Here is a 22,414-nt window from a genome sequence, read left to right on the forward strand (position 1 = left end):
CGAATTTTCAGTAAAATGCTCGAAATATTTACTAAGACAGAATGTGCGGGCAGGTTTAATGCCCGCACGATAAGAATTATGTGTACTAATTCGTGATGAGGGTCTGGGCAGGAAGGATTGAACCCTTATACTTTTCCTCTATAAACTTTTTGACATCTTCGGAAACGAGAACGTCTGCAAGTTTTTTAAGAGCGGGATCGTTCACCCTGTCAGATTTCACAACAAGAATGTTTGCATACGGAGAATCGGAATCCTCTATAAAGAGAGCATCCTTTGAAGGATTGAGACCGCCCTCAAGAGCATAGTTTGTATTTATAACAGCTATGTCCACATCCTGAAGCGCGCGGGGAAGCTGTGCGGCATCAAGTGTTTTAACAGTCAGCTTTTTTGGGTTATCCACTATATCCTGAACTGTCGCCTGTATTCCGACCCCTTCGTTCAGTTTCAGAAGCCCTGCCTTTTCAAGAAGCACAAGTGCGCGTCCTGCGTTTGAAGGATCGTTGGGAATTGCGATAACCGCTTTGTCCTTTATCTCTTCAACTGATTTCACTTTTGACGAATAAAGACCGATAGGCTCGATATGCACTTTTGCAACAGCGACAAGACTAAGTCCATGGTCTTCGTTGAAAGAATCGAGATACGGCATGTGCTGGAAGTAGTTAGCATCCAGATCACCTTTGTCCAGCGCAAGGTTCGGCTGAACGTAGTCAGTGAACTGCACTATCTCAAGATCAACACCTTCTTTCGCCAGAATAGGTTTCACAAACTCCAGAATCTCCGCATGGGGAACGGGAGTTGCGCCCACTTTTATTACCACGGGGGCATCCTGTTTCGGTTCCGCCGCAGCCTCCTCTTTTTTGGGTTTTGAGCATCCTGAAATAAGCAGAACACTGAAAACCGCAACAATGAGTGCCGTAATACTTCTTTTTCTCATATAAACCTCCGTCTATATTATCTTTTTGTATGCATTGCGCTGACCGCAAGTCTGGTACCGAGGGTCTGAACCGCCTGAACGAATACAACAAGCACAGCAACGGTGATTATCATCACGTCGGTACGGAAACGGTTATATCCGTACTGGATGGCAAGGTCGCCGAGACCGCCGCCACCCACTGCACCCGCCATAGCGGTGTAGCCGATAACATTGATTATTGTGATTGCCGCGCCGAGAATAAGTGATGACTTCGCCTCCGGCAGCAGTACCTTATAAATTATCTGAAAAGGGGACGCGCCCATGGACTGCGCCGCCTCTATGACCCCGTGGGGTATCTCTTTCAGGGAGGATTCCACAACCCTCGCCACAAAAGGAGCCGCCGCCACAACCAGCGGAACTACCGCCGCAGTTGTGCCTATCGACGTGCCGATTACCATTCTGGTGAACGGTATCAGCGCCACCATAAGGACGATGAAGGGGGCGGAACGCAGGATGTTGATAATAGTTCCCAGCGTCCTCTCCACCCATGGCGCAGGCACAATATGCCCCTTTGATGTCACAACAAGCAGTATCCCCAGCGGAAGCCCTATCACATAGGACATAACTGCGGAAGCCGCCACCATATATAAAGTTTCAAGCACTGCCGGAGTGAGAAGCCCCAGCATTGATGCGATATATCCGTCACTCATAGCTCACCCTCTCAACGGAAAGATTCTGTCCCAGAAGATATTCGTGCGCCTTTTTTCTCTGCTCTTCCGTTCCGCGCAGTTCCAGAAGCAGGTTGCCGAACAGAGTAGTTCGGACGTGGTCAACGCTGCCGAAAAGGATGCTAACCTGAACGTCGCTGCTGCGGATAAGTCCGTTTATCATAGGTTCCGATGCGGAACCGCCCAGAAACGATACCCTGACAAGTTCCGAATCGCCGTGGGATTCAAGCTCACGCAGAAGCTCTTCGGGTATCTCAGCCTTAAATATCCCTGACACAAACTCCTTCGCCACCTGTGACTTCGGAGACAAAAAGACCTCTTCAACAGTCGCGTTCTCCACACACTTTGAATCGTGCAGAACAGCAACATGGGTGCATATATCTTTTATGACATGCATTTCGTGAGTGATGATTACTATGGTAAGCCCGAGACTGCGGTTGATATCCCGCAGAAGGGAGAGTATCGAACGGGTGGTTTTCGGGTCAAGAGCTGAGGTCGCCTCGTCGCAGAGCAGAACATCAGGTTTTAGTGCCAGCGCACGGGCAATGCCAACCCGCTGTTTCTGACCGCCGGAAAGCTCCGAAGGATAAGCGCCCGCCTTGTCTTCAAGCCCCACAAGTGGCAGAAGCTCCGCCACGCGGGAACGGATTTCATCGGCAGGGACACCTGCAATTTCAAGGGGAAAAGCGATGTTTCCGGAAACCGTTCTGGACTGTAAAAGATTAAAATGCTGGAATATCATGCCTATTTTCTGTCTGGCGTTTCTAAGCTCTTTTTCGCTGAGCTTTGTCAGATCATGACCGCCAACGATTATTTCGCCGCCGGAGGGGCGTTCCAGAAGATTGAGACAGCGCACCAGAGTGCTTTTACCAGCGCCGCTGAGACCCATAATGCCGTATATCGACCCCTGAGGAATGTCGAAAGATACGCCTTCAAGCGCCCTGACATCACCGCTGCGCGCGGGGTAAACCTTTGACAGGTTTCTTATCTGAATCATATGTTCCTCTTAAAAAAACAAATAACAGACACGGCAGAATACCGCGCCATCCGTAGTGTTTAACGCGACTAATGAAATAGCAACAAAATTATATTAAAATGAGATCGCTTCGGGCATAAAGCCCTCGCGAAGACATAACGAAATTAAGTCTCTGCGAGGAATAAAGTGACGAAGCAGTCTCGCCTTTCAATAATTTGGCATTATTTACGTTAAGCACTTAAAACCCATTTAATCTATGATTTTTATATATTATTCTTTCCCGAAAAGTCAACAATAAAAAATCTACATCTGCGCAGAAAAACTTATAGCCCCGAAACTCTGATATCTGCTCCCCTGCCCTTCAAACTCGCGGGAGCGCATAACCTGAGTATACCCGAATCTGTATTTTTTCCACGACATAACAGCACCGAACTGCACATCCATAACAAAAGGCTTTTTGTCGGCGCTTACGCTGTCGCAAAAGGTGTTGCCGTCTATGAATATGTTGCGAGCAACTGCTCTGCCGTCCAGTCCAGTGAACACATACCAGCGGAACCTGTCCTCCGGCACAAAAAAACCGGAACCCGGCATGCTTGGCTGAATTCTCGGCGGTCCGTAATCAAGATCGGGCTGCTGCCCGTAGCGCACCATAAAACCGGTGTTAGCGTATGTAAATATATTACCGGCAGCGCCTCCGATATGCGGAGTGAAATCAACAGGCATCCCGAAAACGCTCTTTTCCGCCAGTTTCCGCCAGCTTCTCTGATACATCAGAATAAACCCCGGTTCGTTCTTAAGCTGGTTGTGCCAGCCTTTGGGATCGTCGGAACCTATTATCTTATGAACGGTCTTCTGTGTTTCTTCCGCCAGCGACGCGGGACCCACTATCCCCGCCGTCAGCTCAAGCTGATCAAGCCGCCTCCCGTCCTCGGCAATAAGCCCCACGGAGCCGTAAAGCCATCCGGCATAAGGTCTGTCCCCTTCCGGCGGGTTTTCCTGTGTTATGCTTGTGGGAGTATACATGCTCTGACCGAACGAATAGGTTGTTCGAACCGTATATTCTTCGGGAAAAAGAGGAAAAAACTTAGCCGCCTGTCTGGCGAGGCTGTTGCCGCCGTTTGGCGCACTGAGCCACGAAGCCCTTATCCCGTTCGTATAGTACCTGTCGCTGTGAAATATATCATTCTCCGCCACAAGGCTGAAAGTGCCGTTGTCCTCTGCAAAGGCGATGACGGACACAGAAAAAACTGTGAAAAAGACTAAAAATTTTATCAAAAAAAAGCTCCCGAAATCATATCGGGAGCATGTTAACATTTTATACCTGAATCTTCCAGACTATTTAGCGGGGCATCCTTCAAGCCCTTTCAGCTCTGTTTCGGTCGCCTCAAATGTAAATTCTTTGGCACCGTCGGTAGCTTTACCGAAGTTATCCACAGCATACTTAGACAGCACTGCGGCTGTTTTTGAAAGGTCTTTTTCATGAGTGAATATCTTGCCCTGCCAAACAGGCGCCTTATCCGTATTGCCAGCCGCGAACAGCTTTATGTTCAGGTAGCTCATATCCCTGTCCTCTTCGGACACAGACCTGCCCACCGCAGTTCCGAGAGACAGCCCGGGGGCTATTCCGCCGGAGAAAAATCCTATCCCGCCGCCGATGCTTACACGAGGTTCAGCAGAAGCCTTGCCGAGAACAACGCCGTACACTGGGGAAATAATGTATGCAGGATTCTTTGCGTCCCTCTTCCAGCCGATACAGTTGAGCTGGGCTTCCAGAACGCCGACGTATTTTATCATCTCCAGATCGGTTTTTGATTCTGATGAAAGAGCGAAATCGTAGGTCTTATTTTTGAAATTATTTTGTCCGCCATAGCCTGTAACGTTCACGTCATACTTTGACGCACACCCGAACAGAGCGAACATTCCGATTATGACTGCTATCGTTTTAAACATATGGTTCTCCTTAGCTAATAATCTAGTAAAAGAACCACGCTTAACAAGACCAATTTAGTTTTATTCAATTCCAAGAAGCTGTTCAGCCTCCGCAAGAGAGGGCATCCCCCCCTGCGCTCCCGCCTTTGTCGTGGATATGGCGGCGGCAGCGTTTGCAAATCTTACTGCGTCAATAATAGGAAGTCCTCTGCCAAGTCCGAAGGCAAGCCCTGCATTGAACGTGTCTCCGGCGGCAGTGGTGTCAACTGCGGCAACAACGAATCCCTCAACATGGGTAAGAGTGCCGTCTGCAAAGACATATGCGCCCCTGCCCCCCGCTTTCAGCACCGCAGTTTTGACACCCATCTCTATAAGTCTCTGTCCGGCGGCGGCGAATCCCGCCTCGTCCGCCGGTTTGACTCCGGTAAGTATCTCCGCCTCTGTTTCATTAGGCGTTATGATGTCTACATATTTAAGAATTTCCGCACCCAGAGGCAGAGCAGGTGCAGGGTCAAGGATGACCGTCACACCGGCTTCGGAAGCGGTTTTTGCTGCCTGAACAACAGCATCCGCAGGCACCTCAAGCTGAAGAAGAAGAAATTCTGAAGATTCAATTATCTCGCGGTTTTTCAGTATATAGTTCTTATCAACCACGGCGTTAGCGCCCGGAACGATAATGATATTATTCTCACCCTTTCCGTCAACGGTTATAACGGCTATTCCTGTAGAGGTGGCAACTCTGCCTACTCCGTCGGTATTGACCCCAAGCCTGCGAAAATACGCCATGTAATCATCGCCGTATATGTCGTTTCCCGTCAGCCCCACCATGGCAACGTCCGCACCGAGTTTTGCCAGTGCGACAGCCTGATTAGCCCCCTTACCGCCTGTAAAAGTGCTGAATGATTCACCATACATTGTTTCACCGGGCTTCGGAAATCTTGGTGCTTTCGTAACAAGGTCAGTATTAATGCTTCCCGCCACACAGAATCTGCTCATGCCTCTTCCTCCCCGGCAAGGTTTCTTACGCTGGCGCGCTCCACAACCTCACCGCCGATGACGGTCTTTTCATATGGCATGGAACTGCCCTCTTTTATCCTCTGCACAAGTATGCGCACCGCCTTTGTACTGATGCTCTTTTTGGAAACGTCAACAGTTGTCAGCGGCGGTTCCGCCATCGCACTCATGGGCAGGTTGTCGTATCCCGCAACGGAGATATCATTCGGAATGGCAAGCCCCGCCTCTTTCAGTGCGCGCATACACCCGAGAGCAATGATATCGTTAACGCATAAGAGCGCTGTCGGCATCTCTTTCTGTTTTGCCAGAAGCCTGCGCATATCCTCATAAGCGCCTTCATAGGTGGATTCCACCGTGAAGACGAAATCTTTGCGGAATTTATGCCCGAAGTGCTTCATGGAATTTTCAAAAGCCTCAAGACGCTGTTGAAAATTTATGGTTCCTATCCGTCCGGTGACTATACCTATCTCGCTGTGTCCCATGCGCGTCAGGTATGACATCATATTATAAACAGAGGAAGCGTTGTTCATATCCACGAAATCATATGGCATGAAAGGGCATAAAATATCTATGAATACCAGTGGAATATGTATCTTCAAAAAATGTTCGACATCCGCCTCGTCAAGCTCGGTACCCAGAACCAAGGCACCACTGGCGAATGAATTATTCACATAATCAGTTATCTCAGCAGGATCAAACCTGTCGAAAACAGCGACCTCCAGAGAATATCCTTTTTTGGACGCTTCCATCTGCGCACCATTGATATAGTCCGCTACGAAAGCCTGATGATTATTATTAAGTATCTGCCCGTGCTTGACAATATTCACAAACAAAATTGTTCTGTGCCGTCTGTTCAGCCCGCTGTCAGTAGTTCCTTTATACCCGTGTTCACGCGCAATCCGAAGCACGCGCTCCCGCGCGGCGGGTCCTACTCCGGTTTTGCCGTTCAGCACCAGAGAAACTGTACTGACAGACACGTCCGCCATTTTAGCTATTTCAGTTATTGTTATGTTCTTTTTCATATATGTTACTAAAATTTCAGCATGAACCAATGTTGCTATAGATTTTACAAATACATACTATAAAGCCGCATTATGTCCGTTGCCTTATATTTTTTATTATAGCATATTTTATCAGACAGCAACTAAAATTTTAGTAAAAAGTGCTAATATTTTTACTTGATATCTTACAGCGCTCTGGTATTCTTAATGTTATAGAGGGTGACATGAAAAAGGGACAACTGCTCAACAGCCGTATCTCGGCGGTTATTTCCGAGATGGGGCACACCGACACTATAGTTATAGCCGATGCCGGACTTCCCATACCCGACAGTGCAGAACGCATTGACATTGCACTTTGTGCTGGGGCACCCGATTTCATAACGGTTCTGAAAACCGTCCTTTCGGAATTGCAGGTGGAGGAATTCACAATTGCTTCCGAGATATCCGAAAAGAATCCGGTGACAAAGGATGCGATAGTCTTCCTGCTGAAAGACGCGAAAATGAACACCGTTTCCCACGAAAAATTCAAGGAACTCACTAAAAACGCAAAGGCAGTTATCCGTACAGGCGAATGTACTCCATACGCGAATGTGATACTTCATTCGGGGGTGGTGTTCTGATGTCCGGTTCACCTGTTCTGCAAATGAAAAATATCTGTAAATCATTCCCCGGCGTAAAGGCGCTTAACGACGTCTCGCTGAACATATATGCCGGCGAGGCAATGGCACTTCTTGGCGAGAACGGGGCAGGAAAATCAACCCTCATGAAGATACTCAGCGGGGTTTATACGAAAGATTCAGGCGAAATGATATTCAAAGGAAAAACCCACTCGCCGAAAGACCCTAAAGATGCCATGAACAAAGGGATAGCCATTATCCATCAGGAGCTTAATCTTATCCCAGAACTGACAGTGGCGGAGAATATCTTCATCGGTCGGGAGCCTGTTAACATACTGCGCAAAGTAAAATATTCCGAAATGAATGCCGAAGCTAAAAAATATCTCGAACAGCTCGGAGAAAAAACTCTGCCTACTGCGAAAGTATCCTCGCTCAGCGTAGGTCAGGCGCAGATGGTGGAAATAGCGAAGGCGCTCTCTATGAACGCGGAAGTGATAATCATGGACGAACCGACTGACGCGCTCACCGATGTTGAAACGGAAAATCTTTACAAAGTAATCCGAAACCTGAAAGCCGAGGGCAAAGCACTGATATACATCTCCCATAAACTCTCCGAAGTGTTTGACGTATGCGACAGGGCAACCATCCTCAGAGACGGTACATTTGTTGATGAAAAGCCCGTATCGGAACTCGACGAAGAAAAAATAATACAGCTCATGGTGGGGCGCCCCATCAGCGACAGATACCCCAGATGCCACTGCGAGGTCGGCGATATCGTTTTCACTGCGGAAGGTCTGACCAACAGCCGCATAACTGACGTATCGTTCAGCATCAGAAGCGGTGAAGTAGTTGGCATTGCAGGACTTATGGGTTCCGGCAGAAGCGAGGTCGCAAAATCCATATTCGGCGAAATGCACCTAAAAAAAGGCAAAATAACCCTCATGGGCAAAGAGCTACGCATAAACCACCCTTCCGAAGCCATAAAAAACGGCATTTCATACGTTTCAGAGGACAGGAAACAGCTGGGACTTATCATAGGCATGACAATTAAAGAGAACATAACCCTTCCTGCGCTGAAAAAATTTCAGACTGCCCTTTCAAAGATATCTTTCGGGAAAGAGGAAGAGGTTTCCAAAGAATATATTGATATGATGTCCATCAAGACCACCGGACCGTCCCAGAGGGTTGTCGATCTCAGCGGCGGGAACCAGCAGAAGGTAGCTATCGCAAAGGGACTGGTCACGGCACCGAAGGTTCTTATTCTTGACGAACCCACCCGCGGTGTGGACGTCGGCGCGAAAAAAGAGATTTATGAGCAGATAAATATCCTGAAATCAAAAGGAATGTCCATCATCCTCATCTCCTCCGAAATGCCTGAAGTAATAGGCATGAGCGACAGGATACTTGTTATGAGTGCCGGACGTATCGCAGGGGAGGTATCCGGTGCGGATGCAACTCAGGAAAACATCATGAAACTTGCCATAAGCAATATAAAAAACGCCGTATAGTTTCGGAGAATTTATGAAAATAGACATCAAAGACGTGCTGAAAAGGTTCAGACCGCTGTTGGGACTTATCATCCTTTCGGTGATAGTGTCACTCATCAGTCCCGACTTTCTCACCGTGGGCAACATACTGAACGTCATGCGCCAGACATCCATAAACGCTGTCATAGCGGCGGGCATGACCTTTGTTATTCTGACAGGAGGCATCGACCTTTCTGTCGGTTCCATTCTGGCTCTGTGCGGAGCCATTGCCGCAACGATGATATCAACAGGATTCGGCGTGGCGGCGACAGTCTTTGCAACACTGGCACTGGGCATACTTCTCGGTGTCCTTGCAGGCATAGCTATTACCAAAGGTAAAATCCAGCCGTTCATAGCAACTCTGGTTGCCATGACGCTTCTGCGCGGCGCTACGCTTGTACATACCGACGGCAAGCCGATTTCCACAGGTTATGACGCGGCGGCGGATGCCTTCGCATGGTTCGGAACAGGTTACGTTTTTGGAATCCCAGTTCCCGTAATTCTCATGATACTCGTCTTCATCATTTCACATTATATACTTAAACACACCCGCTTCGGGCGCTACGTTTACGCCATCGGCGGCAACGAGGAAGCTTCAAGACTTTCCGGCGTTCGTGTGGACAGGATAAAGATAGCCGTTTACGGAATATGCGGTCTCGTTTCCGCACTGGCGGGCATAATACTCACATCAAGGCTTTCATCCGCACAGCCAACCGCAGGCGCAGGATATGAACTTGACGCCATTGCCGCAGTTGTTCTCGGCGGAACAAGCCTAGCGGGCGGTGTCGGAACCATCTTCGGAACTTTCACCGGTGCGCTCATCATAGGAATTCTGAACAATGCGCTCAACCTTCTTAACGTTTCATCCTATTATCAGATGATAGCAAAGGGTGCGGTGATTCTTATCGCCGTTCTTATGGATAGAAAGAAGTAAGAAGATCGCTTCGTCGCCTGTGCTCCTCGCGAAGACGTCTCTGCGAGGAGGCTTTCTAAGTCGACGCGGCAGTCTCATTTAAGGAGTGAAGTATGAAAAAGTTATTCGCTATTTTCGCAGCCATTATGATCATCCCATCCATGATGGCATTTGCGGCACAAAAGACGGTTGGTCTGGTGGTTTCCACACTGAACAACCCGTTCTTCGTCACACTTAAGGACGGAGCAGTCGGCGAAGCAAAAAAAGCAGGTATCAAGCTGATAGTTCTCGATTCCCAGAACGACCCCGCTAAAGAGATCGCAAACGTTGAAGATCTTTTGTCTAAAGGCGTTGCGGCTATCCTCATCAACCCAACTGACTCAGACGCAGTGGGCAACGCCATCAAAATGGCAAACAGAGCCAAGATCCCCGTCATCACACTTGACAGAGGCGCAAATGCAGGAACAGTTGTTTCTCACATCGCCTCAGACAACGTTGCAGGCGGCAAGATGGCAGGTCAGTACATAGCTGAAAAACTCGGCAAGAAAGGCAGCGTGGTAGAGCTTGAAGGCATACCCGGAACATCCGCAGCAAGAGACCGCGGCAAAGGCTTTAACGATGCGCTTAAAGGCACAGCAGTGAAAGTTGTTGCACGTCAGGCGGCAGATTTCGACAGAACAAAAGGTCTGAACGTAATGGAAAACATTCTTCAGTCACAACCCAAAATAGATGCGGTTTTCGCACATAACGACGAAATGGCGCTGGGCGCAATGCGCGCTATCTCAGCCGCTAAAAAGAATATAATGGTAGTCGGTTTCGATGCGACAGACGACGCTGTTAAAGCTGTCAAAGACGGCAAGATGGCAGCTACAGTTGCACAGCAGCCCGCATTCATCGGCGCAAAAGGCGTTGAAACTGCAAAGGCAGTTCTTGAAGGCAAAAAGGTTCAGGCATACGTCCCTGTGGGTCTGAAATTAATCGTAAAATAGTTAGGTATTGCAAACACCAAACTGAAAAAGGCGGTCAATCGACCGCCTTTTTTTATAAAAGGACAAAAGGAGGAATGATGAGGCTAAATTATTTAATTTTCCTGTTCCATTTCATATTTGTTTTATGACATTTATCGCAGAAATCAGTAAAATCCTCATGAACGTTGTGGCACTTTACACAGCTCATATTGCCGAAATGCGATTTATGAGGGTTTCTTTTCTTATCTGCAGTTTTCTTCGCCAGATCTTCATATTCACCATGACAGCCTTTGCACTTCTTCGCCATCTCATCCACGTCATCGGGTCCGAAAGTATCGTGGCAGTCAAGGCAGTAAACTCCTGATTTTTTGTGCGAGTTCGCCAAATACGGCGAATCGTTCCATGTTGCAAATTTATCTGCGAGATCCTTCATCTCTTCTTTTGAAAAGGTTATCCCGTTCTTATGAGACACGGACACATTGCCGTCCTTATCCGCCGCATGGCAGGAGAGACAGGTTTCTGCAGAACTGCCGAGAGAATCCGTATGCTTTAAATGTATTTTCTGCCCTAAACTTCCTGCTTTCGACTCGGAATCATGGCAGTCAAAACATTTGGAAAATGAATCGGCTTGGGCATGACCTTTTTTCAGCACCTCCACCGTATTTTTGTGGCAGTCTGCGCAATTGAACTGCATATCATCGGCATAGACCGCAGCAGCAGCCAGAAGAATGATAATTATGTATATTATATTTTTCATTATTTCCTCTTTAATAAAAAGGCGGCCGCAAAATACGGCCGCCGCAGATTGTCTTAGAACGCGTATACGAATTTGAACCAGAATCTATCCGTTTCCGGTTTGTTCTCAACGTTGAACTCGTGATGATACTTCAGATTAAAAGACATATTTTTGTAGTCGTATTTAACTTCGGGACCGAGAGCCATAGCCTGACCTTTGTTACCGTCCAGATATTTTTCCCCATCCAGTTCATCATCGGTCACCTGTTTGTAATAATAACCGTTGACACCCACAGCATATGGTCCTGCATGGTATCCGGTAAAGGCATCAAAGTGGAATTCCTGTCCGGACTGATAGTCTGTGTCCTTGTTTTCAGTGTTTATGTCGTACATAAACTTGCTTGACACCTCAAATCCGCCGTCACTGAGATAGGTGAAAGCAAATACAGGTTCAAAAGTAAAATAATTTCTGCCCAAATTGACCATGTCATCCTCGTCATAGTCGCCGACAGGGACAAAAAGCTCAGGACCAAAGGCAAAATGCCAGTTTTTAAAGTGCCATGAGTCGAACAAGCCTATTTCAACATCACCCATGCCTGTTTTGTCCTGTTCACCCGCAGCAGTTTTAACATTCATGTGCACGAAAGGAACAATCATTTGTCCCCCAAGATTGCCGCCGAGAAACTGCTTCTTACTTACATAAACAAACCTGAGTATTTCGGCAAAACCCTTCAGCTCAAAATCCGGAACAACACTGTCGCCATCAGAGTTATTGAACCTGTCGGATGACATATACTCAAGATAGTTGAGCAAATACACCCCGGGAGGCGGCAAAGTTCCGCCCATTGTTCCTTCCGGTCCGTTAGCGGATGCCTGCCCGCCCCCTTCCGTTGCAAAAGAATATCCTCCACACAGAAAGAGAAACAACATTATCAGCATACATTTTATATTTTTATTTTTTCCCATGTCGTCACCTATTTATGTGCCTGCATAGCAGCATCAGCACCGGCAACACGACCTGAATAGGCTGCGAAGCCGAATGCCGAACCTGATGCAAACAGAGTGTAGGTGTCGCCGTAGAGACCGCCAACGTCACAGCCTACAACATAAAGACCCTTTATCTCTTTGTCGTTGGCATCGAGAGCGCGCATTTTGCTGTCAACCTTGATACCGCCGAGAGAAACATATGCCTGAGGAACTATTTTGATCGCATAGAATTTCCCTTTTTTAACAGGCATGATCCACTTGGGATCGGTGTAAAACTCTTTGTCGAGATTGTATTCTTTATATGAATTGTAGTTTTTGATTGTTTCAGCGAGAACTTTGGGATCAACCTTAATTTTTGCCGCAAGTTCAGCAATGCTGTCCGCCATAACGGCATTGGGGTTGCCTGCTTTTTCGGAATCCTCAAACTCTTTTTGCAGGTTGGTCATTTTTGTTCCGATGGGGATGATAACTCCGATACCGGCTTCAATACCGTCCTTCTCTGCATATTTGTCAAAAGTCTCCTGATCGAATATCTGCCACGCGAAGCTGTCGGGCGCATGCTCGACTGCGTTGCCTGTTGAAACAAAGCTGAACACTATTGACTCGTCAACAAATCTTTTGCCGTACTTGTTTACCCAGAGAGAGGGCTGCCATGTCATTGTGAACAGGTTGCCGAAAGGGATTACACCGGGACCTGCTGTTGCCTGGTGAGTCATAAGTCCCCAGCCTTCAGCAGCACCGCCGACTTCCATAGCCATGTTTATACCATCTCCGTTCTTTTGAAGAGGCAGGTCTGCCACAACTTTTTTACTGTCGAATCTGGTGTACTTGTCAATCATCTCCTTGTTGTTAGGGAACCCGCCTGTGGCAATGATTACAGAGCCGGAATTGATGATCACTTTATTGCCTTTGGCATCCACACCCTCAACACCTTTAACAACACCGTTGTTGTATATAAGTTTTTTTGCAGGTGTTTCGTACATTATCTTCACGCCTTTCTCTTCACAGACGTCGAGAAGACGGTTCACAAGAGCTGCACCGTGGTGGAATGTTTTATAATCCATAACAAGGTGCCACACAGGTGAATCAGCATAAGACATTTTAACCGCGTCAAATCTTACGCCGTTCTTTTCGAGCCACTCAATGTTTTTGTCGGACTCGTCAACAAACTGCCGAAGAAGAGCAGCGTCTGTTCTCCAGTGACCATACTCCATGATCTGTTTGTAAAAAGCCTGCTTTGAAATGTCCTGACCGTCGTCTCTAAGCTGTTTCGTGCCGATTGCAAAAAGCCCCTCGGCATAGTTTGTACTGCCGCCGGCTATTGGCATTTTTTCCAGAACAATAACTTTTGCACCGTTTTCAGCTGCAGAAACAGCCGCGGAAAGACCGGAACCGCCGGCACCGATAACAACAACGTCGGTGCTGTAAACCCTGTCCTTTGCATGAGAAAAAACAGGAAGAAGAGCAAGAATGGTTGTAACCAACCCTAGAAGAACATTCTGAATTGTCCGTTTCATAGATACCTCCTATGTAAAAACACAGGATAAGCATATAATAAGAAAGGAATTTTATTAATCGGCACTCATACCGGATGTGTATGAAAAGTTTTGCTGTAAAAAATAAGTAATATTACCGGATTTTTGTATGTAACGATACAACCACGGAAAAACCTTTACCGTCGGTATTCAGGAACTCCGCAGTTGCGCCTATTATAGAAGACCTGTATTTAATTATCCGCATTCCGTATCCGGAATCGGTTCCGCGGCTTGGGTCGAAACCGCACCCGTCGTCAGAAATGGTCATTATCAGCATGCCTTTTTTCTTACTGAAAATAATCGAAACGGATCTGCACCCGCTGTGCTTCACAGCATTATTAACCGCCTCCTGTGCGATAAGATAAAGATGCGTTGCAATATTCCCTTTAGGCAGGTGTACTCTTCCGTCATATCCAAAAGTGCAGTTTATTGAATATACAGAGCTTATCCTCGCAGACATGCACGTCAGAGCATCACCCAGATCGCTTATATCGCCCAGAACAGGGCAAAGCCCGTCAAGAATATTACGCATGAGCTTTTGTGTGTCGGCAGTGTACCTGACAATTTTTTTCACAATCCCGTATTCTTTCTCCCTTTCACTGTCCATTATCTCCAGCAGACTGGAAGACATCATTGATATAGCTGTCAGCATCTGCCCCAAACCGTCGTGAAGATCATGCCCGATACTGCGTCTCTCATTATTAGTCATCTCAAGTATCTGTTTTTCAAGGAGTTTTCTTTCGGTGATATCGCTCAATACCATAACAAGTGCATTTAACTCATTTTTATCGTTAAATACCGGATTAACATGAATTATTAGAGTTTTATCCACCATCACCACCTCTGCCGTCTGTTTGCGTTTTGTCGCCACCGACTTCGGCAGGCTGCAAACATCACAAACAGCAGGCGATCCCGGACAAAAATCTGAACACCTCTTTCCCTTCATTCTTCCCAAAGGTATTTCCATAACCTCGGATATCACTTTGTTTGCCCAGATAACTCTCATTGACGTGTCAAAATAGATAACTCCGTCGGACATGACATCCAGAATAACGCGCTTTTCATTCTCTGACTGCATCAGAGCCTTGTTCGCATGCACCGTATCCGAAATATCAAGGACAAAACCCACTCCACCGGAAAAGTTGCCGTTGTCGTCGTAGACAGCCCTTGCGCTGTGCAGTACGTCTATGATCTCCCCTGATTTTTTCAGAAGCCGCCACCTGCGCTTACTCGTATAACCTGATTGCTTGAATCTTTCAAAACACTTAAGGTGACCTTCCACCTCATCGTTATCTGCCAGAAAATCCATGAAGTTTTTGCCTGTGAATTCCTCCGCCGTATACCCCATTACCATCTCAAAACCTTTGCTGAGTTTGGTGATATATGCTTCCTTGTCTATCGTGAGTTCAAACACAGGCACATCGTCCAGAGCAAGCATCTTCCTCTGCTCTTTCCCATGCAGTTCGTTATAGGCGTTTTTTATCAGGAGAAGCTCTTCCTGAAGCTTATTTATTGTGTCAGCTTTATTCATATAACCTTATCTGAATGTATCCATTTAATAGCAAATTTTGTCAGCTCCGCCGCACTCTCCAGCCCTATCTTATGTTTGATATTCTCCCTTACCGAATCTATGGTCTTGATGCTCAGATTCAGCTTTGAAGCCATATCTTTTGACGTAATACCCTCGCCGATATACTGAAAAACCTGAAATTCCCTGTCGGAAAGGTTCTCTACAGAATCGGCATCGCTTTTTTCCTTAGGATTCATAGCTCTCAGGACAACATGCTGTGTCATCTTCGGACTTAGGTATATTTTGCCCTTCATTATAAGCCGCATAGCATCAATAATAGCCGACGGGCTTTCACTCTTCATAATATATCCTGATGCTCCGGCTCTTATGCAGCGCTCTGCGAAAACAAGTTCGTCATGCATGGTCAGAACAAGAACCCGCACGTCGTCATAGCGAGCCTTAAGACATTTTATGAAATCCAGACCGTTTGAATTCTCAAGGGTAAGATCGACTATGATGATATCAGGTTTAAGACTGAACAGTTTGCTCATGGCGGAAGGACCATCAGATGCCGTTCCGCATACTTCCATATCCGGCTCTTTATTGATCAGGATAGTAAGACCTTCAAGTAAAACAGCGTGATCATCAAGAAGAAAAATTAAAACTTTATCGCTCTCAGACATAGTGTTCCCCCATATGGGAGTTTACCAGTTATGCGGCACCTATTTCAATATTCTATAAATCCGGGAAGATTTGAGGCATAAGGAAAAAACTATAAATATCGCTTATTTAATAAAAAATTCACACGTATCGGGAGTGTTATCGATAAAAAAACAGTAAAACTACCTAAGAACTACTTCCCGGAGATATCCTTAATAACCTTATCAAGCTCCGCATCCGTAATGCGCACTGGCGGCATGACAGCAAGCTTATTTATGCTTCTGGGGTTTTTTATCCACTCCTTAAGCCTCTTTTCAGTCCAGTGCTTTCCGCCGACAGGCAGCACAGACGAAACAAAATATTCAGTGAGCAGACCGGAAAGATTAGCTGCCTCATTACCTGTGCCTTTTCCGCCGCCTATTCTGGTTATCATGCGGTGACACCCGCCGCAATGCTTCTCAAAAGCCCCCTTTTTGGAAGGTGTGATATAGGCAACATAAGGTTCGCTCACCTTTTTCGGCTGTTTCGATGCGGCGTTCAGCAGATAGAGAATGACAACACGTCTCTCGCCATCGGTGAAGTGGAAATCAGGCATATATTCGTTGACGTTCTTAATTTTGCCGTCCAGATATTCGCCTGTGTATTTCATGGCGGATGCGTTCAGATCGGCGGCGGCGGTTCCGCCATCCGCCCCTATGTTATGGCATCTGCGGCAGGCGGAATCAGAAACTATCTTTTCACCTGCGGCGACAGCCTTTTTATCAGTATAAAATGCAGAATATTTGGCAGTCAGAAGCCCCGCATGGGCAACGTTCTCTCTGGATGAGCGCATTTCGCCCCTGTGACAAGCCGAACAGGTGCCTACCTCCGAATAGTGCGGCTTATGGCACTTCGTACAGGCAAAGACCTCGGCGGCAGCCAATAAAAAAATCAGTAATAGAAAGGTACGAGTTCCCAATTCGCCCCCCTGAAATATACGGCGATAATCGTGAGCGCCACTATGAACAGCGTGAGCAGAAGAACAGAAAGCCAGATACGTCGGTCATTTCCAGAAAACCAAACCGCGCGGTCAGCATGCACACGGCTGAACAACGGCAGGAAATAGCAAAGCACAAAAACAACAGCCACCGCATTGAACAGCGATGCGCGCCAGCTCACTACCTCCTGAATCCAAAGCAGAAACCATGCACTTTTCGCAGGATTTGGCGGAGTGGCGGCATCCGCCGGAAGCTCCAGCGGGCTTTTGAATATCAGAGACAGCACGATTGCCGCAATAACCGCAGCAAAAGAAACCACAAGCGAAAAACTTACCAGCTGTTCGCGGGATTTGACCTTCTCCGGTTCCAGCATGGGCAAAAGTCCGCCGTCGCGTCTTATATTATATAGATGTGCCGACAGCAGAATCAGAGTCAGTATCGGCAGAAAAACGATATGCAGTGCAAAAAAGCGCAGAAGCGTCAGCCGACCGCCGACATCGTCGGGCATCAGCAGATTTTTCAGAAAACCGCCAGCAGGCAGTGTGTTCATAAGTTCCATTCCTGTCTTTGTCGCCCAGAAAGAGAGCTGATCCATGGGCATGAGGTAACCTGTATATGCCTCAAAAATTATGAGACCGAAGATGATATAACCAAGCTTCCAGTTTTTCTTTCTGGCAGAGTAAACGCCAGTGAAGACAGTCCTTAAAAGGTGCAGAACCGCAAAAACCAGAAGCATATGAGAACACATGCGGTGCAGGAAACGGATGAACGCGCCGCCAGCCACATGCTCTTCCAGAAATATTACGGAGCCGTAAGCCGCTGTGGTTTCAGGTGAATAATAGAAAAGCAGCAACACGCCCGTAAGCCCCAGCAGAACGAACAGCGCGGCGGAGATGATGCCGAGATATCCAGTTTTGCGGAAAAGCAGGGTGTCCTTATTAAATGTCACAGGAAAAAGGTGGGCAAAAAAACGGCTTATCATACCGCGCTCCTGCGGTAGACCGTTACCTTGCCGTCCTTCTCATCGGTGGCAAAAACCGTCAGCTTTTTCACGGCGGGTCCTTTTATCACTTCGCCATCCAGAGAGAATACACTTCCGTGGCAGGGACATGCGAATCTGTCGCCGTCCAGCGCAACGGTGCAACCAAGATGGGTGCATGTCAGCGACATAGCGGTTATATCGCCGTTAAGTTTCATGACAGCGGTCTGTTTGTCGGAAAATATCAACGCTCCGCCCTCCGGCACGTCAGCGCTCGCCACGGTCAGCACCACGTTTGTGCCAGCCGTCCGCGGAGTAAGAAATCTGTACAGACCGAAAAGCCCCGCCGCGCCTCCTATGAAAATGGACAGCCTTCTGAGAAATCCGCGTCTGTTCATACCTTCCGATAACCCCATCAAATACCTCTGAATTATTGAATATGGCAGTATAATGAAAATAGGATCGGGGGTCAAGAAGACCCCCGCGCTGATAAAACCTACTGGATATAGTCCGTAAACTTCTGGGTATAAACCCCTGCGTGAACTATCAGAAAACGCAGAAAATATCCGCCCAGAAGTACCAAAGCCTCGAAAAATATGAGTTTGCCGCCTGAAACATGCATCCTGCCGCTCTCGCCCAGTCCGAAGACAACCGCGGGAACAAGCAGACCGAGGAAAACAAGCACAGCCCAGAACTCAACGGCAAATTTACCGCTCAAAAGGCTCTTAGCCGAATACTGCATCTCCGGCACACCCTGCATAGCAATGAGGAACATACCGAACAGAAGCAGAATCTCAAGCACTATCAGATAGAAGTGGGTTGTCTCTATCTTGTGCATACTGTCTTCCGTTTTAAACGCAAGCTCCCGCACTATCATAGCTCCGGAGATACCCGTCGAGGTAGCGGAGATGATGAACAGGATAGGCAGGGACGTTTGATGCCAGAAGGGGATAGCCCTGAGAACACCAAGCAGAACCGCCGTATAGCCTGCCGTGCAGATACCTGTGAGAATAAGCATCCATTTTATCCATTTGCTGCTTCCCATATTATCAAGCAGTCTCGGCAGCCAGCCGCCCATAAAGCGGAAGAACCTTGCCAGACCGAGGTTGTATATGGCATACAGCATCGAAAAAATCGTAAAAAGAGTCAGAATTCCCGTACCCCATGAAATAGCGGAGGTAGGGTTTACGAACAGAAGGATGAGCAGCCAAGGCTTCCACATACCCTGTCCAAGGTCAATATACAGAAAGAAGATACCTATCATCACCAGCGGCATACCGATCACGCTTGCCGATTTGATGAACGAAATATATTTCTCCCTATCGTACATATCCGCCAATACAGCCGCAACTATCGAACCCGCGCCGACACCGGCGAGGAAAAGATAAACGGCGATATACCATTCAAATGCTTCCTGAAAAACCATACCGCCCTCCTACTTCTGTATATAATAGATATTCGGCTCTGTACCGAGATCCTGACGCAGTTTCCATACCTTATAATGTTTCTCTGCGGCATCACTCAGCAGAACGGATATTTCGCTTTTGGGATCGTTTACGTCCCCGAAGACCCTGACATTGCCGGGACATGTTGTCACACATGCGGGAGCAAGTCCTTCCGCAATCCTCGGTAGGCAGAACGTACATTTTTCCGCCACGCCAAGCTCGTGGTTGAAGAATCTTGCGTCGTAAGGACATGACACTATGCAGTATTTACATCCGACGCATATCTTCTGATTGATGGAGACGATGCCGTCTTCCCTTTTGTGGCTTGCCTTTGTGGGGCATACGGTGACACAGGGTGCATCGTCGCAGTGGTTGCACTGGTGGGGAAGAAAGTGCATCTGCAGTTTCCGCGTATGGTCGGGGCTTCTGCCCGTGTCGATGTGCGTGCGGAAATCTTCGTCCGGCACATGCCATTCCGCCTTGCACGCCACCATACATGCTTTACAGTCGACGCATCGGTCAACAATATATGCCATTGCGTATTTCTTTTTCATCTTCGCCTCCCCCTTACGCCTTCACGACTTTGACAAAGCCGTTGTGGAAACCGGCAGAACCGCTGATTGGGTCTGTCTCATCCGACGTGAAATCGGAATCACGCGCGCCCACACCTGATATTCTCGTCAGCATCTTGCTGACGGAACCGAAACCGTGGGGGATGAAGATGGCGTCCTTATGGATGTTGTCGACGACTTTGGCTATGCACGCATGGCTCTTTTTGTCGCCTTTGACTATGCAGACGTCGTCGCCGTTCTTTATGCCCAGATTTTTCGCGCGCTCGCTGTTTATCCAAAGCTCCACCTGCGAGTGGTGCAGGGCGAGCAGCCATGCGTTATTCTGGGTTCTGGCGTGGGTATGGAAGCTGAGACGGCCGAACAGCAGCCTGAACTCGTCGCCTCTGGGCATGGGCGGCGCCTCATAAGAGGGCATAGCTTCATATCCCAGATCGTCCATCATGCTGCTGAAAAGCTCCGCCTTACCCGAAGGAGTATGGAACTCCGGCTCGGCTCCGGACGCTATCGGGAAGGGGTCGCCCTCTGCGCCCACAAGACATCCGTGCTTCTTCATGTTCTCCTCGGTGAGACCGATGGATTCCAGAAATTCTTTATTGTACTCGCGCACATCCATGAAATGATTTTCGTAGCCCATCGCCTTTGAAAGCCGAGCCGCGATCTCCCATCCGCCAAGGGTATCGTGCAGAGGCGGAACAGCGGGTTCGCGGTATTGGATGTATCCGCTCTTTCTGGATGTGATGATTATCGGGTCGTACCTTTCCAGATATGTGGATTCCGGCAGGATAACGTCTGAATACCACGCGGTATCCGTCATATATATCTCGCAGGTAACGATAAGCTCGCTCGCCTTTATCGCCTTTTCCACGGTATCGGCACTTCCCTGATTATGAAACGGGTTGCAGCCGTAAACGAACATTCCTTTGAGTGGATGCTTCTGCTGCGCTATCGCCTGCATCATCTTGTTGGCAAGACCAAGGTCGGTGGAAGCTATGGGAAACTCTGTTCCAGCGCCGTCAGCTCTCTCTGTGTCCACCTTCTCAAGATCGTGAACCATATGGGGAGTGTCGAGTTTAAGAGGTACTGGCTTGTATATACCGCCCGGCTGTTCCCAGTTGCCCATCAGAGCGTTAAGGATAGCGATTGCTCTTACGAACTGGGTATCCGTGCCGTAACGTGTGAGACGGCGACCGGGGTGGATGTAGCAGTGTGGAGCCGCTTCGCAGAGCTTATTCGCCGCCTCGATGATATCCTGTTCGGGTATCTCGGTTATACCGGCCGCCCATTTGACGGTGTACTGGCGGACGTGTTCTTTCAGCTCTTCCAGACCATAGGTATAGTTATCGACAAAATCTTTGTTATATATCTCTTTTACGAGAATATAGTTTATCATCGCCAGAACAAGAGCCGTGTCCGTTCCGGGTTTTATCATCATATATTTGTTTGCTTTCGCGGCGGTCTTGCTGTATCTGGGGTCGACATATATAACATATGCACCGTTGGCACAGCCGTTTATGAAATCCTGAAGTTCGCCGACGTGCAGTGCCTCTGCGATGTTGCGACCGAGGAGCATTATACACTTGGCATTTTCAGAATCCACAGGTTCCTTTCCGCCGACGGGTTTGCCGTATGTGAGCGCCCAGCCGATATCCCTGCTGCCCGTACATTGGGCATAGGAGGGGATGCATATATTGGGCGAACCCATTATATGAAGAAGATCGACAAAAGAGTGTTCACCCGAACCGTGAGCAAAGAGTGTGAATGTTTCGGGACCGTATTTGCCCTTGAGCGCGTTGCATTTTTCGGCAACATACTTTATGGCTTCGTCCCATGAAACTTCTTTGAACTGACCGGAACCTCTCTCTCCGGTGCGGATGAGAGGTTTTTTAAGTCTGTCTGGGTCGTAAAGCTGAAAAACGCCTGAGTTACCCTTTGCGCAAAGCTTACCGAAGTTGCTGGGGCAGCTCTTCTGTCCTTCAAGTTTCGTTACTTTCCCATCGACAACCTTAGCTGTGAGGCCGCACTTCCAGAAGCACATTTCGCACCAGTTCTGGGCGTATGTAACTCCGGATGGGGTAGAGTGCTCAACCTCTCCGGCGATAAGACTGAGTGACGGCAGGGTCGCCGCCGCCGCACCTGCGGCAATGGTTCCCTGTAAAAACCGCCTGCGGGAGATTCTGCTTTTCATTTGTGTCCCTCTTGATTTTTGCGTGATGAGGGACATTTGTACCGATTGAACTTAACACCATAATAATATAGCCAATGGATTTGTCAATACTTATCGGATTAAAATATAGATAAAAAATATTGTATACAATCCAGGTTTTAATTAAGACTAAATATGAATTAATTACAAGAAATCAAACTTGCAAGTATTGCATTTGATTTTTCAATAATGCTATCGCTTCTTTATAATTACAATGGCATATCGC

At 47.8% G+C, this 22,414-nt stretch carries 22 protein-coding genes; 4 read left to right on the forward strand and 18 right to left on the reverse strand.

All coding sequences use genetic code 11. The annotated features are described in order from the left end of the window. Window positions 1-85: 85 nt before the first annotated feature. The 7 genes from LRY47_RS09530 to LRY47_RS09560 form a co-directional block, all read right to left on the reverse strand. Window positions 86-934 (reverse strand): MetQ/NlpA family ABC transporter substrate-binding protein, encoded by an 849-nt coding sequence (locus LRY47_RS09530; RefSeq protein ID WP_295224664.1) that lies wholly within the window; start codon window positions 932-934, stop codon window positions 86-88. A gap of 17 nt (window positions 935-951) precedes the next feature. Next, window positions 952-1,623: a methionine ABC transporter permease gene (locus LRY47_RS09535; RefSeq protein WP_295224667.1), complete on the reverse strand. Its 672-nt coding sequence runs from the start codon at window positions 1,621-1,623 to the stop codon at window positions 952-954. Next, window positions 1,616-2,638 (reverse strand): methionine ABC transporter ATP-binding protein, encoded by a 1,023-nt coding sequence (locus LRY47_RS09540; RefSeq protein WP_295224669.1) that lies wholly within the window; start codon window positions 2,636-2,638, stop codon window positions 1,616-1,618. Before LRY47_RS09540 ends, LRY47_RS09535 begins: the two co-directional genes overlap by 8 nt. A 282-nt stretch (window positions 2,639-2,920) precedes the next feature. Next, on the reverse strand, window positions 2,921-3,892 hold the full coding sequence (locus tag LRY47_RS09545) for a lipid A deacylase LpxR family protein (RefSeq protein ID WP_295224672.1): 972 nt from the start codon (window positions 3,890-3,892) through the stop codon (window positions 2,921-2,923). A 60-nt stretch (window positions 3,893-3,952) separates the two neighbouring features. Further along, the gene (locus tag LRY47_RS09550) at window positions 3,953-4,567 is read right to left on the reverse strand and encodes a hypothetical protein (RefSeq protein WP_295224674.1); all 615 of its coding nucleotides are present in this window, start codon (window positions 4,565-4,567) and stop codon (window positions 3,953-3,955) included. 60 nt (window positions 4,568-4,627) lie between these two features. Then, window positions 4,628-5,542, reverse strand: a complete 915-nt coding sequence (rbsK, locus tag LRY47_RS09555; RefSeq protein ID WP_295224676.1) for a ribokinase — start codon at window positions 5,540-5,542, stop codon at window positions 4,628-4,630. Beyond that, window positions 5,539-6,582 carry a LacI family DNA-binding transcriptional regulator gene (locus LRY47_RS09560; protein ID WP_295224678.1) on the reverse strand — a complete coding sequence of 348 codons (1,044 nt, stop codon included), beginning with the start codon at window positions 6,580-6,582 and terminating at the stop codon, window positions 5,539-5,541. Before LRY47_RS09560 ends, rbsK begins: the two co-directional genes overlap by 4 nt. Window positions 6,583-6,785: 203 nt before the next feature. On the opposite strand from LRY47_RS09560, the gene rbsD reads away from it, so the two are divergent. From rbsD to rbsB, 4 genes are all read left to right on the forward strand, one after another. Beyond that, on the forward strand, window positions 6,786-7,181 hold the full coding sequence (gene rbsD, locus LRY47_RS09565) for a D-ribose pyranase (RefSeq protein ID WP_295224681.1): 396 nt from the start codon (window positions 6,786-6,788) through the stop codon (window positions 7,179-7,181). After that, window positions 7,181-8,686 (forward strand): sugar ABC transporter ATP-binding protein, encoded by a 1,506-nt coding sequence (locus LRY47_RS09570; RefSeq protein ID WP_295224684.1) that lies wholly within the window; start codon window positions 7,181-7,183, stop codon window positions 8,684-8,686. The genes rbsD and LRY47_RS09570 overlap by 1 nt, the downstream gene beginning before the upstream one ends. Window positions 8,687-8,699: 13 nt before the next feature. Further along, window positions 8,700-9,638: a ribose ABC transporter permease gene (gene rbsC, locus LRY47_RS09575; RefSeq protein WP_295224686.1), complete on the forward strand. Its 939-nt coding sequence runs from the start codon at window positions 8,700-8,702 to the stop codon at window positions 9,636-9,638. A 92-nt stretch (window positions 9,639-9,730) separates the two neighbouring features. Continuing rightward, entirely contained in the window at window positions 9,731-10,606 is an 876-nt protein-coding gene (gene rbsB / locus LRY47_RS09580; protein ID WP_295224689.1) for a ribose ABC transporter substrate-binding protein RbsB, read from the forward strand. An 88-nt stretch (window positions 10,607-10,694) separates the two neighbouring features. On the opposite strand, the gene LRY47_RS09585 is transcribed toward rbsB, so the two are convergent. The 11 genes from LRY47_RS09585 to LRY47_RS09635 all read right to left on the reverse strand — a co-directional run bounded on the left by LRY47_RS09585 (window position 10,695) and on the right by LRY47_RS09635 (window position 22,170). Continuing rightward, the gene (locus LRY47_RS09585) at window positions 10,695-11,342 is read right to left on the reverse strand and encodes a cytochrome c3 family protein (RefSeq protein ID WP_295224691.1); all 648 of its coding nucleotides are present in this window, start codon (window positions 11,340-11,342) and stop codon (window positions 10,695-10,697) included. A gap of 53 nt (window positions 11,343-11,395) precedes the next feature. Continuing rightward, window positions 11,396-12,286 (reverse strand): transporter, encoded by an 891-nt coding sequence (locus LRY47_RS09590; protein WP_295224693.1) that lies wholly within the window; start codon window positions 12,284-12,286, stop codon window positions 11,396-11,398. A gap of 8 nt (window positions 12,287-12,294) precedes the next feature. Then, window positions 12,295-13,824 carry an FAD-dependent oxidoreductase gene (locus LRY47_RS09595; protein WP_295224695.1) on the reverse strand — a complete coding sequence of 510 codons (1,530 nt, stop codon included), beginning with the start codon at window positions 13,822-13,824 and terminating at the stop codon, window positions 12,295-12,297. A 112-nt stretch (window positions 13,825-13,936) separates the two neighbouring features. Continuing rightward, complete coding sequence (locus LRY47_RS09600; protein WP_295224698.1) at window positions 13,937-15,373, reverse strand: PAS domain-containing protein; 1,437 nt, start codon at window positions 15,371-15,373, stop codon at window positions 13,937-13,939. Beyond that, a complete protein-coding gene (locus LRY47_RS09605) occupies window positions 15,370-16,035 on the reverse strand; it encodes a response regulator transcription factor (protein ID WP_295224700.1) in 666 nt (221 codons plus the stop codon). The genes LRY47_RS09600 and LRY47_RS09605 overlap by 4 nt, the downstream gene beginning before the upstream one ends. A gap of 170 nt (window positions 16,036-16,205) precedes the next feature. Next, window positions 16,206-16,970 carry a selenite/tellurite reduction operon c-type cytochrome lipoprotein ExtS gene (gene extS, locus LRY47_RS09610; RefSeq protein WP_295224703.1) on the reverse strand — a complete coding sequence of 255 codons (765 nt, stop codon included), beginning with the start codon at window positions 16,968-16,970 and terminating at the stop codon, window positions 16,206-16,208. Next, window positions 16,943-17,971 (reverse strand): cytochrome b N-terminal domain-containing protein, encoded by a 1,029-nt coding sequence (locus LRY47_RS09615; RefSeq protein ID WP_295224705.1) that lies wholly within the window; start codon window positions 17,969-17,971, stop codon window positions 16,943-16,945. Before LRY47_RS09615 ends, extS begins: the two co-directional genes overlap by 28 nt. Further along, on the reverse strand, window positions 17,968-18,384 hold the full coding sequence (locus LRY47_RS09620) for a Rieske (2Fe-2S) protein (protein WP_295224707.1): 417 nt from the start codon (window positions 18,382-18,384) through the stop codon (window positions 17,968-17,970). Before LRY47_RS09620 ends, LRY47_RS09615 begins: the two co-directional genes overlap by 4 nt. Before the next feature lie 80 nt (window positions 18,385-18,464). Continuing rightward, a complete protein-coding gene (gene nrfD, locus LRY47_RS09625) occupies window positions 18,465-19,394 on the reverse strand; it encodes an NrfD/PsrC family molybdoenzyme membrane anchor subunit (RefSeq protein WP_295224710.1) in 930 nt (309 codons plus the stop codon). A gap of 9 nt (window positions 19,395-19,403) precedes the next feature. Continuing rightward, window positions 19,404-19,967: a 4Fe-4S dicluster domain-containing protein gene (locus LRY47_RS09630; protein ID WP_295224713.1), complete on the reverse strand. Its 564-nt coding sequence runs from the start codon at window positions 19,965-19,967 to the stop codon at window positions 19,404-19,406. 13 nt (window positions 19,968-19,980) lie between these two features. Continuing rightward, complete coding sequence (locus LRY47_RS09635) at window positions 19,981-22,170, reverse strand: molybdopterin-dependent oxidoreductase (protein WP_295224717.1); 2,190 nt, start codon at window positions 22,168-22,170, stop codon at window positions 19,981-19,983. Window positions 22,171-22,414: the final 244 nt, after the last annotated feature.

Origin of the sequence: Seleniivibrio sp. (assembly GCF_021209385.1) — a bacterium.
In the GTDB taxonomy this organism is placed as follows: Bacteria; Chrysiogenota; Deferribacteres; order Deferribacterales; family Geovibrionaceae; genus Seleniivibrio.